Source organism: Arthrobacter humicola (genome assembly GCF_022803015.1).
GTDB lineage: Bacteria > Actinomycetota > Actinomycetes > Actinomycetales > Micrococcaceae > Arthrobacter > Arthrobacter humicola_A.
On sequence record NZ_JAFKON010000002.1, the window covers coordinates 508,274 to 521,486 of the forward strand.

Here is a 13,213-nt window from a genome sequence, read left to right on the forward strand (position 1 = left end):
GACGCATCGAACCGGAGGAACCAATGGAACTCGATCCCACTGACATGAAGCCTGTTATTAACCGGCTTCGCCGCGCCCAGGGCCAGCTCGCGGCCGTCACCAGGATGATCGAGGAGGGCCGTGACTGCAAGAGCGTCGTGACCCAGCTGGCGGCCGTGTCGAGTGCCCTGGACAAGGCTGGATTCTCCATCATTGCCACGGGCCTGCAGCAGTGCATGCAGCAGGAAGACCCCAGCCTGGACCGCGCCGAACTCGAGAAGCTCTTCCTCTCACTCGCCTGAGCTCATCATCCGGGCAAAGCGCGGGACCGCGTCAGGCGGGGCCGCCGGCCAGCACGAAGGTCTTCAGGTCGTCAAGGGTCTGCTGCATGTGGGCGTCCATGGCGTCGCGGGCGCGGTGCGGGTCGCGGGAGGCCAGGGCGTCAGCGATGTTCTGATGGTGCCCGATGGCGTGCTCCTGGATCTCCGGCACCTTGGAAGTTTCCGTCCGCCGTTTTTCCAGCACGCGGTGCAAGGGTTCGAATAACACGGCGACGAAGACGTTTTCCGAGGCCTGCAGGATGAGGTCGTGGAAAGCGAGGTCTTCCTCCACGAATGCCGCGAGATCATTCCTCTCGTGGGCCAGCCGCATCCTGTCGACGTGCGCGCGGAGGGCCTCGATGTCCGTGTCCGACATCCGCCCGGCAGCCAGTTCGCAGGCGCCCGTCTCCAGCATCCGCCGGAGCTCGATGAGCTGGATGGCGGCCGAGGCGTCATTTGTGCCCTCCGAGGCTGCCCGCAGTACGGCGTCCAGGGATCCCCAGCGGTTCACCGGGTTCACGAACGTGCCCCGGCCGCGTTCCACGCTGAGGATCCGCTGGGCTTCAAGGGTCTTCATGGCCTCGCGCACGGTCATGCGGCTGACTTCGTGCCGGGAGCTGAGCTCCAGTTCGCCGGGGACGCTCGCGCCGGGCGGAAACTCGCCGCCAATAATCCGGTCCAGCAGTTCGTCGGCCACAACGCCGACCAGCGATTTCCTAGCCAATTCTCCCCGTCCAGCGACTTGTTGCCTGATGGCGTGCTCCGTGATGGCCAAGTCTACTTGCGCGTCGTTGTGCCATATGCCACACTAGCATTCATATGCAAGATGTCTGACATCTTACATTTTGTTCCTGCTGCGGCTCGCGGAGAACCGCAGTTTTCCACTGACAGATCCACACACAATGGAGTGCATAGTGCCCCTCGAAGCAGACGTGCTGGCCGCTTTCCCCGCGGAAGTACAGATCCCCGCCCGGCTGGTGGCAGACAGCGTGGCCGCCTCCTCCGAGGCATCCCCCCGTGTCCTGGTCGTACTCGACGACGACCCCACCGGCACCCAGTCCGTGGCGAACCTGCCGGTCCTCACCCGCTGGGAAGTGGCGGACTTTGCCTGGGCGTTCGCCTACGAAGTCAACGGCCAGCGCCAGCGCGCGGTCTACGTGCTGACCAACACCCGCAGCCTTGACCCTGCCGAGGCGGCTGCCCGCAACGAGGAGATCGTCCGCAACGCACTCGCGGCCGCAGCGTCCGCTGAACCCGCGCTTCGGCTCAGCTTTGTCAGCCGCAGCGACTCCACCCTCCGCGGACACTACCCGCTCGAACCGGACGTCATCGCCGCCACCGTCACCGCCGTCAACGGCGAGAAGACGGACGGCGTCGTGATCGTTCCCGCGTTCCCCGACGCCGGCCGCGTGACGGTCGGCGGCGTGCACTTCACCCGCGGCACAGGCAAGGACGCCGGGCAGCTCACCCCCGTGGCCGAGACCGAATTCGCCCGCGACGCCAGCTTCGGCTTCGCCAACTCGGAGATGGCCAAGTACGTCGAGGAGAAGTCGAACGGCCGGTTCCCCGCGGATTCGGTGATCGTGCTGGATCTGGACATCATCCGGGCGTCCGCCGATCCGATGATCTCCGCCAAGGCCATTGCCGATGCCATCGATGCCGCCACGGATTCGACTCCGATCGTGGCGGACATCGTCACCGAAAACGACTTACGGGCGCTGGCCCTGGGCCTGGAAGAAGCGGAAAGCCGCGGCAAGAAGCTGCTCTACCGCGTGGGCCCGCCGTTTGTCCGGGCACGGATCGGCCAGGAAATCCGCACCGAACTCAGCGGCGAGGAAGCCTATGCGGGCAATACCCCCTCGGAAGCCGGCGGCCTGATCGTGGTCGGCTCGCACGTCGGTGTCACCACCCGCCAGCTCAACGCCCTCACCGAGCAGCACAGCGCGGCCCGGATCGTGGAGATCGACGTCGAGAAGCTCCTCGGCGACAACGCGGGGGAGTACCTGGACGAAACCGTGGACACGGTGGTCGCTGCACTCCGCGGCGGCGACGTGATCGTGCACACGAGCCGGCTCCTGATCAAGACCTCCGACGCCGCCGAAAGCCTGCGAATCGCCCGCACCGTCTCCGCCGCCGTCGTCGCGGTGGTGAACCGCACGCTGAAGACTTTCCCGCCCCGCTTCGTGATCGCCAAGGGCGGCATCACGTCCTCGGACGTGGCCGCACACGGCCTGGAAATCCGGCACGCGATAGTCCGCGGGCCCATGCTGCCGGGCATCGTCAGCCTGTGGGAACCGGTGGACGGACCTGCCAAGGGCATCCCGTACATCGTCTTCGCCGGCAACGTGGGCGACGACCAGTCCCTCGCCGATGTCACGCGCAAGCTCAGCAACACCTTCTAATCCCCGCCGGCTCCCAGCCTTAACAACCTCAGGCAGGGCCCCGCCGGTATGGGCCCAGCACCACACGTCATTCGATGGAGAACACCATGACCAGCAACTACACCATCACCGTCCTTGGCCTTGGCGCCATGGGCCTGCCCATGGCCACGCGCCTGGCAAGCGAGCTCACCGTCCACGGCTTCGACATCGCCGAGCCGCGCCTGAAGCTGGCCGAAGAGGCCGGCATCCGCACCTTCGCCTCCGCACGGGAAGCCTCGAAAGGCGCCGACGCGCTGCTGCTGGCAGTGCGCAACGGTGAACAGCTGGGCGATGTCCTGTTCGGCGAGAACGGCGTGGCCTCCGTGCTCAAGCCGGGCGCCGTCGTGATCCTGGGCAGCACCGTGGGCACCGAGGCCATCCCGGCCACCGTCGACCGCCTGGCCGAATACGGCGTCGAACTGGTTGATGCCCCGCTGTCCGGCGGCCCCAGGCGTGCCGGCGAGGGCGACCTCCTGATCGTGGTGGGCGCCTCGCCCGAGGCCCGGGAAAAGGCCCGCCCGGCCCTTGAACTGCTGGCCTCCACCCTGACCGTGGTCGGCGACAAGCCCGGCGACGGCCAGGCCCTCAAGACCGTCAACCAGCTGCTCTGCGGCATCCACATCGCCGCCGCCGCCGAGGCGATGGCCCTGGCCGACGCCCTCGGCCTGGACCAGGCCAAGACCCTCGCCGCCCTCGAAGCCGGCGCAGCGGGCTCCTTCATGCTTTCCAACCGCGGACCGCGCATCCTGGAGGCCTACACCGAGGACGGCGCCGAAGTCCTCAGCCGGCTGGACATCTTCGTCAAGGACATGGGGATCGTCGGCAAGGCCACCCGCGCCGCCGGCCTCGCCGCCCCGGTAGCCGCCGCCGCCGAGCAGCTCTACCTCCTCGGCCAGGCCCAGGGCCTCGCCGCCGCCGATGACTCCGCCGTCATCAAGGTCGTCGCGCCCACCAGGCGCACCGCCTAACCAGCCATCCCATCCCCGACGACGGCGGTCCCCCCTCCGCCGTCGCCGGGTCCCCACCCCACTGTTCCGCCACTTTTACCTCACGGTTGAATCGTCGGACGACCTTCCTGTCAAAGGAGACACCTCTTCATGACCCCCCTGCTCAATTCCCTGATGGTGCGCGCCGCCGACGCGCCCGTCATCAAGCCGGCCGTGGAGCTGGGAACTCCGCTGCTGCTGACAATCGCGGCGGCCGGCGTCGCCCTGCTGCTGGTGATGATCATCCGCTTCAAGATCCAGGCCTTCGTGGCCCTGCTGACCGTCAGCATCCTGGTGGCCGTGGCCGCGCAGATCCCGCTCAAGGACGTGTTCACCGTGGTGGCCGCCGGGGTGGGAGGCACCATGGGCAAGGTCGCCCTCCTGATTGCTCTCGGCGCGATCCTGGGGCGGATGATCGAGGTCTCCGGCGGCGTCCAGTCCCTCGCCGACCACTTCACCGCCAAACTCGGCGCCACCCGGGTGGCCGTGGCCCTCACCGCCGTCGGTTTCCTGGTCGCGATTCCGGTGTTCTTCGAGGTCGGCATCATTGTCCTGGTGCCGGTCGTCTACGCCTTCGCTAAAATCGCCAACGTCCACCCGGTGAAGTTCGGCCTGCCCATGGCCGGCATCATGCTGGCCATCCACGTGGCCGTCCCCCCGCACCCGGGGATTGTTGCCGGCGCCGGCGTGCTCGGCGCCGACATCGGACTGATCGCCCTGATCTCGCTCACCATCTGCGTGCCGCTGGGCTTCCTGTCCTACTGGGTCGCGTCCATCATGAACCGCAAGACCTACGAGCTGCTGCCGGCCGTCAAAACCCAGGTGGACGAGTTCGGCTCCGCCACCATGGTCCGCGTTGGCCACGAGGGCCCGGGCAGCAAAGCCATCGCCCCGCCCCGTCCGGGACTGATCATCTTCCTCATCGCCACCCCGATCGTGCTGATCCTCCTCGGCACCGTCGGCACCCTGGTGATCGACAAGAACGACTTCTGGTACGGCGTCGCGGCTTTCGTGGGCAACCCCGTCTTCGCCCTGCTGGTGGCCGTTGCGCTCTGCTTCTTCCTCCTGGCCGTCCGCCGGCAGTGGTCGCTGACGGAAACCGGCGAAATCTTCGAAGGCGCGCTGCCTCCGATCGCGTCCATCCTGATGGTTGTTGCAGCAGGCGGCGTGTTCGGCAGCGTCCTGCAGGTGAGCGGAATCGGCAAGGCTCTCTCCGAATCCCTCGACACGCTCGGCGTTCCGCTGCTGCTGCTTGGCTTCATCATCTCCCTCGCCCTCCGCGCAGCCCAGGGCTCGGCCACCGTCGCGATCGTCACCACGGCCGGCCTGCTCTCCTCCGCCGTCGCCGGCGGCGGATACACGCCGGCGCAGACCGCCGTGATCGTGATCGCCATCGGATTCGGCGCCCTCGGCCTCTCCCACGTGACCGACGCCGGTTTCTGGGTGGTTGTGCGCTACTACGGGCTGACCGTCGCCGACGGCCTCAGGACCTGGACCGTGCTCACCACCGTGCTGGGACTGGCAGGCTTCGCCCTGACATTCGTCGCCTGGATGCTGGTGGGGGGACTGAGCGCCTGATGCGTACCCAACTGGACACCCTGGTGACCGGCGCCCTGCAGCAAGGCTCTGCCGTTCCGGCGTTCACCTGTTACGACTTCACCACCGCGCTCGCCGTTGTGGGGGCGGCCGAGGAATCCGGCCGGGGCGCCATCCTGCTGGTCGCGCCGAAGACCGCGGCAACGCCCAACGGGCTGCGGCTGATCGCCGCCCTCCGCGGACTCGCCGACGCAGCCTCGGTGCCGATTGCGGTGCAGCTGGATCATGCCACCGACCCGCAGGTGATCGCCGACGTCGTCAGTGCCGGGGCCGACTCGGTGCTGGTCGACGGGTCCTCGCTGCCGTACGAGGACAACATCGCCCTGGTCCGGAACGTCCGCGCGGCCCTGGCGGCGCAGGGCCGGGCCGACGTCGTCATTGAAGCAGAACTCGGCGGACTCGCCGGCGACGAGGACCGGGCCTTCGCGACCGACGCCGCGGATAACGCAGGCGACGCCGCAGGCAATGTGGAGTCGGACGCCCCCGCCGGGCTCACCGACTCCGCCCAGGTGGAGGACTTCGTGGCCCGCACCGGGGCGCAGCTGCTCGCCGTGGCTGTGGGCAATGTCCATGGCAAGTACAAAGGCGAGCCCCGGCTGCGCTGGGACGTGCTGCAGGACATCGCCGTGCGGACCCGGATCCCGCTGGTCCTGCACGGCGCCTCCGGCATTCCGGCCGAGGAACTGGTCAAGGCAGCCGCGATGAACGTGGGCAAGGTCAACTTCAACACCGAGCTGCGCACCGGCGTCCTGGCGGTCCTTGAGGAACAGACCACCGCCCACCGGGCCGACGGCGAGAACCTCCAGGCACTGCTGGGCCTGTGGAATGCCTCGGCCAGGACCTTCGCGGCCACAGCCCTGGCCACACTCTCGCGCTGACACTGTGACTGCCAGAGCAGTATGGCCCGCATCCGGCGCGCATCCGGGCCATACTGCTCTGGCAGCCAGGGCGCCCCGGCCCGACAATGATGGCACCACAGCCTGCCTTCCCGAGGGGTGCCATGCTTGCGCAGCAGCGGCCAGCCGGCGACCCGGCGCCGACGCCGGACCGAGACCCGGTGATCGACCTTGTCCGCTTCTTTTGCCTGGCATTGGTGGTGGTCGCGCACACCATGATGGTGAGTCCCGTCCTGCACCCGGACGGCACCGTGACGTCCGAGAACACCTTGGGCGATCAGCACTGGTTTGAACCAGTGGTGTGGGTCTTCCAGATCATGCCGCTGTTCTTTGTGGCCGGTGGCATCACCGGGCTGCAGTCCTGGCGCCGCCTCCGCGCCAGGGGCGGCAACGCCTTCGATTTCATGCAGGCCCGGCTGCTGCGCCTGATCCGGCCGGCCGCCGTCCTGCTGGCGGTCATGTTCGTTGGCCTGTCGGCGGCCCGCCTCGCAGGGGTTGACCCTCAGGTCATCGAGCTGCTCACCAGCGGAGCCGGCATGCCGCTGTGGTTCCTGGCCGCCTACCTCGCCGCGCAACTCAACCTTCCCTGGCTGGCGGCCCTCCACACCCGCGCGCCATGGCTGACCTTCGCCGGCCTCACCGTCCTGGTGGTGACGGTCGATTGCCTGCGGGGAGTGCTGCCGCTGCTGGCATACCTGAACATGCTGTTCCTGTGGTGCGCCGTGCAGCAGCTCGGATTCATCGTGGCGGATGGCCCGCGGCTGCTGCCGGGCCGGCCGGCGCACCTGGGCATCATGGTTGCCAGCAACATGCTGCTGGGGTTGATAGTCCTGCTGGGGCTGTATTCCGGGAACATGCTGGTGAACCTCAATCCGCCCAATGTGACGCTGCTGCTCCTGGGCATCTCGCAGGGCGCCGCCCTCCAGCTCTTCCGGCCGGTGCTGTCCCGGATCGCGTCCGTGGCCGGGGTGCGCCGGATGATGGGCGTGGCCGGCCGGCGGTCCATGACTGTTTATCTGTGGCATCTGCCCCTGCTGGCGGCGATGTCCGGTGTGCTGTTGCTGACGGATTTCCCGCAGCCCCCCGGGGGTAGTGCGGCCTGGTGGTGGGGGCGGCCCCTGGTGCTGTTGGGCGTCATCGCCCTGCTGCTGCCGGTGGTGGCATTGTTTGGCAGGCTGGAGGAGCAGCCGACGGCGCCCGGCCCGTCGCCGAGCCGGCCGGCGGCCGCCGTGCTGCTGGCCGCCGTCGCCGTTTTTGTCCCGGCAGTCAACGCCGCGCTCACCGGGCTCACGCCCGGGCTCCTCGGCGGGGGCGCCGCCTGCTTCGCGCTGGCCGTCGTGCTCCTGGGCCGGATTCCGGTTCGGCTCACGACGCCACCTGACGGGCAGGGCGGATCGGAACCGCCATTGCCACGCCCGCCATTAAGTGCCAATGTCGAACCATGACGGAGAACTCGGCAACCACGGAAGACACCTTCACCCCGGACGTCTCCACCACCCGGAACGACGAGCTGCACCGTTACGAACTCCGTGTCGGCGACAAGCTGGCCGTCCAGGTGCGCTTCATCGACAGGCCGGGCCATATCGACTTTATCCACACGGATACCGCAGAGCAGTTTCAGGGCCAAGGGCTCGCCAAAGTGCTGGCGCACTTCGCCCTCGATGACGTGGTTGCCTCCGGCAAGCGGATCATCCCGAATTGCCCGTTCATGTACCGCTACCTGCGCAAACATGAGTCGTACCACCAGTATGTGGACTGGCCGGAGCGGGTCCCCGAGGGAGCCTGAGCGCCTGGCCCGGGGGCCGGAACGGCGTCATGGGCCTGCCCGCTTGTGGGCAGCGGACCAACCTCGTAAAGTTTGACCAGAGTTATGCAGTTGGCTCTTGGACAGGTGACTTTGGAGTACCCCATGAACCATAAACTGCGTGTGCTTGTCCGGGTGGACGTCGATCCCGCACAGGTCACCCTCGAAATTACCGGCTGCGTTACGCAGTCTGACGCAGCAGCCCTCCTGCACATCGTGCGCCGCGCCTGCCGCCTCGAACCGGGCGCCGCCGTGGTCATCGACCTCCACGGCGCCTCCCACCTGGACCCTGAGGTGCTGCTGGACCTCCGGCGTCTCGCTGATGCCGGACGCCTGCCCGCTCCCGATGCCGTGGGCTCCGCAGAGGCCGGGCCGCTTCGTTTCGCCCTCGACGAGCCGGCGGTGCTGCCAATCTGCCTTGTGCACGTCGGCGCCGACGCCGAAGTCCTCGCCGAACTCGACACCGACTACCGCCCGGCCCCGGTCGCCGTCGCCGGGAACGGAGACAGCGAAGCTGCCGGACTGCTCGACGTCGGGCCCGGCTCCGGATCCGACTCCGGGCTGGGGGAGGCCAACAGCCCGCTGGCCGCGGAAACCGGCGGCCCCAGCGACCTTGGCTCCATCGACGGGCTGGCGCTTTCGGAGTACTTCGAGGGAACGCTGGATCCTGTGGCCACGGTCCGGGCACTGTCCGACACGGCGCTGTGCCGGCTCGCGGACGCTCTCTACCGCCACCTCGACACCAGCAGCCCGTCTTTCGGGGCGCACACCTGGTACGAGCTTGCGGCCGAAGAGCTTCAGAACCGCCACCTGCTCGATGACGGTGACCCGGCAGGGGACGAACTGGCGCAAGACACGGCCCTGGCCTGAGCCGGGACGAGACTAGGCTGTCGCTATGAACCCTCAAACAGCCTCTACATCCGGCAGCACAGCCCTGGTCACGGGCGCGACGGCAGGCCTTGGCGCCGAGTTCGCCCGCCAGCTCGCCGAGCAGGGCCACCGCGTGGTGCTCGTGGCCCGCGATGCCGGCCGCCTCGCGGTCACCGCGGCGGAGCTGGAGAACAGCTACGGGACCGCGACGGAGACGATCGCCGCGGACCTGACCGACGACGGCGGGATTGCCGCCGTCGTCGCGCGCCTCAGTGACCCCGCGCGGCCGGTGGAGATCCTGGTCAACAACGCGGGAATCGGCCTATTGCGGCCCTTCGAGGACAACGACATTGCCGAGGAGAAGAAACACCTGAAGCTCCATGTCGAAACCGCCATGGAGCTCAGCCACGCCGCCCTGCAAGGCATGCTCGGGCGCCAGTCCGGCAGGATCATCAACGTCGCCAGCGTGGCGGCCTTCCTGCCCCGCGGCACGTATTCGGCAGCGAAGGCCTGGCTGCTGAGTTTCTCGCGCTCGGCCAACATGGCCTATGCGGCGCGCGGGGTGAAGGTCACCGCCGTGTGCCCCGGCTTCACCCACACCGAGTTCCACGACCGGATGGGGATGGACAAGACGGCGACGCCGCGCTGGATGTGGCTCGAGGCCCGGCAGGTGGTCAGCGAGGGACTGGCGGACAACGCCAAGGGCAAGGCCGTCTCGATCCCCAGCAAGCGCTACAAGGTCCTGACCTCGGTTTCGCGGGTGCTGCCCTCAAAGCTCGTCGCCGGGCCGGCGCGGCGCGCCAAGTAGCCGCCGGGTACGTCAGCGGACGGCCAGGCGCCGTCGGCGGATCAGTACGACGACGGCGATCCCGACGGCGGCGCCCACCAGTGTCTCGACGGCCCGTTCGGTCACCAGTACGCCGGGATCGGCCGGCGCGGCAAGCTGTCCGACCAGCAGGATCACCGGGGTGAAGGAGACCATGGCAAGGCCGTAGTGCCGGGTCATGAACAGCTCGGTGCTGAACTGCAACACGATCACGAGGCAGACCAGGACGGCGGCCTCCTGCCCGGGGAAGGCCAGCAGCGGTGACCCCGGCCACGGGAACAGGACCGCAGCGACCACCACGAGGCCGATCAGGTTGCCGACAATCCGGTGGATGCCGCGGTACACGCTGCTGGGCAGGTCCGCCCCGGCAAGCGGCACCGCCGCCGCGGCCATGGCCCAGTGCGGGTGGCCGCTGCCACTGAGGACCCCCAGGGTGCCGGCGCCGCCGACAGCGGTGACGTAGCGGGCGGCATGCAGCCACGCCGCCCGGCGCCCTGCCCCGCGCAGTATTATGACGTCCCGCCGCCTCCCGCGCTGCCAGGTGCGGCCGACAAACCAGCCGCCAAAGCCGACCAAGATGGAGAACGCGGCCGATCCCGCGGCGATGAGAAGGCCCGTGTGCCAGGGGGCGGCGGCGGGAACGGAGGCGCACGCGCCCAGGGCCAGGATCCCGAAGAAGGGACCGGCGGGTTTCAGGGCTGTCTTGTCCGTGAACAGCGAGCCCACGCCGGCGAACGCGGCCTCAATGATCACCAGGGCCCACGAATGAATGTGGTGGGCCGAGAGGAAGACGCCGACTCCTACGCCGGCAACCAGAAGGACAGCCGCCTGGCCTTGATGGCGGAGCCGGAGCTGGTGCGGCTCGGTGCGGCCGTACATGCCGGTCAGCGCGCCGAAAACGGCGTAGCCGGCCAGCTCGGGGCGACCGGCTGCCAGGAGCGCCAGGGACGGAACGGCCACGCTGATCGCCATCCGCCAAGCCGACACGTGGTCCTTGTTGGCCGGGGACAGGGTGTGCAGCGAACGGATGTGGTGCAGCAGGGACATCACAACCGCCTTTCCGGTTCCTGTGGTTTCAGTGGTTTCAGTGGTTCCCCGGATCCCGGGGGTTCGCGGGGGCCCCGGCGCCCGGGTGGTGCTGATAGCGGTTCGGACACGCCTAAGGCCTGCCCGGATGCGTCCCCCAACGGGTAAGCATCCGGAACAGGCCTCAAAGGGCGGGGCTGTCAGCTACGTAGCCTGGACTACTGCTGCCGGTCCGGTCGGACCGGCAGGCTTAGGCTGTGGCCGGGACTTTCTCGGCTTCCCCGCGCCCTGCGGTGGAATCGACGGCCGGTGCGACCATGGGCATGTCCATGTGCTCGAGGTCGATCAGCGGGTTCTCGTCCTGCGTCGCGACCAGCTCGCGGGCCTCAGCCTGGGTGTCCACGCTCGGCATGGAGCCGGGCAGCGGCATCTGGGCGGATTCCTTGAGGAAGTAGATCGCTACTGCGCCGATCGCCGAGGTGGCCATCAGGTAAAAGGCCGGCATCATGTCGTTGCCGGTTGCGCTGATCAGGGCGGCAACGATGAACGGCGTGGTGCCGCCGAAGATGGCCACCGAGAAGTTGTACGCGATGCCCATGGCGCCGTAACGGCTGGCCGTCGGGAACTGGGCCGGCAGGGCCGACGCCAGGTTGGCCACGTAGAACGTCACGGGGAAGGCAATCAGGGAAAGGCCGGCCAGCGTGGACCAGATTTCACCGATGCCGATCAGCAGGAAGGCAGGGGTGGCGAGGACGACGGTGCTGATGGCGCCGATCCACAGCACGGGGCGGCGGCCGATCCGGTCAGAAAGCTTGCCGGTCAGCGGGATGCAGAGGCTCATGATGACCAGCACGGGGATGGTCAGCAGCGTGCCGTGCAGCTCGTCGTAGCCCTTGGACTCCGTCAGGTACGTCGGCATGTAGGAGGTCAGTGCGTAGCCGGCGGTGTTTGCCGCCGCGACCAGGATCATCGCGACGATGAGGGAGCGCCAGTACGCCTTCACGATGCCCACCGGACCCTTGGAGGCTGTGATGTCCGAGGCGGTTGCGTCCTTGGCGAGGTTCTCCTGGGCATCCAGGGTTGCCTGGAACTGCGGGGATTCCTCGATCTTGCTCCGGAAGTACACGGCGATCAGGCCGAGCGGGCCGGCAAGGAGGAACGGGATGCGCCAGCCCCACTGCTCCATGGTGTCCTGGCCGAGGGTCAGCTGCAGCACCGAAACGAGGGCCGCGCCAAGGGCGAAACCGAGGTAGCTGCCCATATCCAGGAAGCTGGCGAAGAATCCGCGGCGCTTGTCAGGGGCGTACTCGCTCACAAAGGTCGTGGCGCCGGCGTATTCACCGCCGGTAGAGAAGCCCTGGATAACTTTGAACAGGACCAGCAGGACCGCAGCCCAGATGCCGATCTGTGCGTAGCCGGGCAGGAGCCCGACGGCGAAGGTGCTGGCGGCCATGATCATCAGGGTCGCGGCGAGGACCTTCTGGCGGCCGATCTTGTCGCCAAGCCAGCCGAACACGACTCCGCCGAGGGGGCGGGCGATGAAGGTGGCGGCGAATGTTCCGAGCAGGAACAGGGTCTGGACGGACTTGTCCGCCTCCGGCAGGAACACCGGTCCCATGGTGGTGATCAGGTAGCCGAACACGCCGACGTCGTACCACTCCATGGTGTTACCCACGATGGTGCCGCCGAGTGCCTTCTTGAGCATCGGCTGGTCGACAACGTTGACGTCGGACTCGCGGAGTCGACGGCGACGTAGCTTCGGTTTCTTCACACCCTTGGGTGCGCCTTGGTTGGTTCTGCTGGCGTCGATGACGCCTGCTGAAGAGTCGGTCATGCTTCGGTCTGTGGGCATTTGGGAAGCTCCTAGGGAGATCATTTGCTTGCGACTTGTAGCTGCCCCGCTCTGGGCAGGCTTTCAATTTTACGGGAATTCTCTGGAGTTTCCGAGTTGTGTGCCGTATGATCGCCCATTTCGAGTGCAAATTGAGGGCAATTCACTAATTTCTTTTGCCCGCTTTCACCGCGCGGATACTGGGAACCGGCCATCCCCGCGGCGCCGGGCCCAAAATTTTCCGCGCCAGCCCTCGATTGCTGGGGTTTCCGACGGGATTCGGGCCGCCGGAAAGTCAGACGGCGGGCGCTACAGACATCTCCCCGGGGCAGTCCTACGATTGATGGACACTTCATTTCACAGCGGTTAGTTACAGCGGAAAGGAAGATCAATGGCGGATCATCAGTTCGGAGAAGAAATCGAGCCCGAGGTCGCGAGCCATCTGGCGCAGTCCATGGCTGAAGCCCCGGGACCCGAGGCCCTGCACCACGCTCCCCCCGGGCCCGGCCAAGGACAGCAATGGCCGGACGGCAGCGGCAAGCAGCGGCACCCCAAGGACCGCGACAGCACCCGCGGGCGGCAGGGCCAGCAGGTGGCCGCCGGCGCCATGCACCGGCAAAGCCGTCCGCAGCTGCCCCACCACGACTAGCCCCATCACC

Annotated in this window: 13 protein-coding genes; 10 read left to right on the forward strand and 3 right to left on the reverse strand. The window is 67.8% G+C overall.

The window, feature by feature from the left end:
- Positions 1 to 23 precede the first annotated feature (23 nt).
- Positions 24 to 281 (forward strand): metal-sensitive transcriptional regulator, encoded by a 258-nt coding sequence (locus ARTB_RS07320; RefSeq protein ID WP_018774886.1) that lies wholly within the window; start codon positions 24 to 26, stop codon positions 279 to 281.
- A gap of 31 nt (positions 282 to 312) precedes the next feature.
- On the opposite strand, the gene ARTB_RS07325 is transcribed toward ARTB_RS07320, so the two are convergent.
- The gene (locus tag ARTB_RS07325; protein ID WP_028276604.1) at positions 313 to 1,023 is read right to left on the reverse strand and encodes a FadR/GntR family transcriptional regulator; all 711 of its coding nucleotides are present in this window, start codon (positions 1,021 to 1,023) and stop codon (positions 313 to 315) included.
- Positions 1,024 to 1,213: 190 nt separating this feature from the next.
- Between ARTB_RS07325 and ARTB_RS07330 the strand changes: the two genes are divergently transcribed.
- The 8 genes from ARTB_RS07330 (at position 1,214) to ARTB_RS07365 (ending at position 9,679) form a co-directional block, all read left to right on the forward strand.
- Positions 1,214 to 2,701 (forward strand): four-carbon acid sugar kinase family protein, encoded by a 1,488-nt coding sequence (locus ARTB_RS07330; protein ID WP_243178342.1) that lies wholly within the window; start codon positions 1,214 to 1,216, stop codon positions 2,699 to 2,701.
- Between the two features lie 86 nt (positions 2,702 to 2,787).
- Positions 2,788 to 3,687, forward strand: coding sequence for an NAD(P)-dependent oxidoreductase (locus ARTB_RS07335; protein WP_243178343.1), 900 nt, complete (start codon positions 2,788 to 2,790; stop codon positions 3,685 to 3,687).
- Between the two features lie 129 nt (positions 3,688 to 3,816).
- A complete protein-coding gene (locus tag ARTB_RS07340) occupies positions 3,817 to 5,283 on the forward strand; it encodes a GntP family transporter (RefSeq protein WP_223914661.1) in 1,467 nt (488 codons plus the stop codon).
- Positions 5,283 to 6,179 carry a class II fructose-bisphosphate aldolase gene (locus tag ARTB_RS07345; protein WP_243178344.1) on the forward strand — a complete coding sequence of 299 codons (897 nt, stop codon included), beginning with the start codon at positions 5,283 to 5,285 and terminating at the stop codon, positions 6,177 to 6,179. The genes ARTB_RS07340 and ARTB_RS07345 overlap by 1 nt, the downstream gene beginning before the upstream one ends.
- A gap of 122 nt (positions 6,180 to 6,301) precedes the next feature.
- Positions 6,302 to 7,642, forward strand: a complete 1,341-nt coding sequence (locus ARTB_RS07350) for an acyltransferase family protein (RefSeq protein WP_243178345.1) — start codon at positions 6,302 to 6,304, stop codon at positions 7,640 to 7,642.
- Positions 7,639 to 7,983, forward strand: coding sequence for a GNAT family N-acetyltransferase (locus tag ARTB_RS07355; protein WP_028276599.1), 345 nt, complete (start codon positions 7,639 to 7,641; stop codon positions 7,981 to 7,983). The genes ARTB_RS07350 and ARTB_RS07355 overlap by 4 nt, the downstream gene beginning before the upstream one ends.
- Before the next feature lie 123 nt (positions 7,984 to 8,106).
- A complete protein-coding gene (locus ARTB_RS07360; RefSeq protein WP_243178346.1) occupies positions 8,107 to 8,871 on the forward strand; it encodes a hypothetical protein in 765 nt (254 codons plus the stop codon).
- Between the two features lie 25 nt (positions 8,872 to 8,896).
- A complete protein-coding gene (locus ARTB_RS07365; protein ID WP_243178347.1) occupies positions 8,897 to 9,679 on the forward strand; it encodes an SDR family NAD(P)-dependent oxidoreductase in 783 nt (260 codons plus the stop codon).
- A gap of 12 nt (positions 9,680 to 9,691) precedes the next feature.
- Here ARTB_RS07365 and ARTB_RS07370 read toward each other — a convergent pair whose 3' ends face one another.
- The gene (locus ARTB_RS07370; protein WP_243178348.1) at positions 9,692 to 10,744 is read right to left on the reverse strand and encodes an FUSC family protein; all 1,053 of its coding nucleotides are present in this window, start codon (positions 10,742 to 10,744) and stop codon (positions 9,692 to 9,694) included.
- 229 nt (positions 10,745 to 10,973) lie between these two features.
- Positions 10,974 to 12,575 (reverse strand): MFS transporter, encoded by a 1,602-nt coding sequence (locus ARTB_RS07375; RefSeq protein WP_243178349.1) that lies wholly within the window; start codon positions 12,573 to 12,575, stop codon positions 10,974 to 10,976.
- 370 nt (positions 12,576 to 12,945) lie between these two features.
- Here ARTB_RS07375 and ARTB_RS07380 point away from each other — a divergent pair, with 370 nt between their 5' ends.
- Positions 12,946 to 13,203, forward strand: a complete 258-nt coding sequence (locus tag ARTB_RS07380) for a hypothetical protein (protein ID WP_243178350.1) — start codon at positions 12,946 to 12,948, stop codon at positions 13,201 to 13,203.
- Positions 13,204 to 13,213 lie beyond the last annotated feature (10 nt).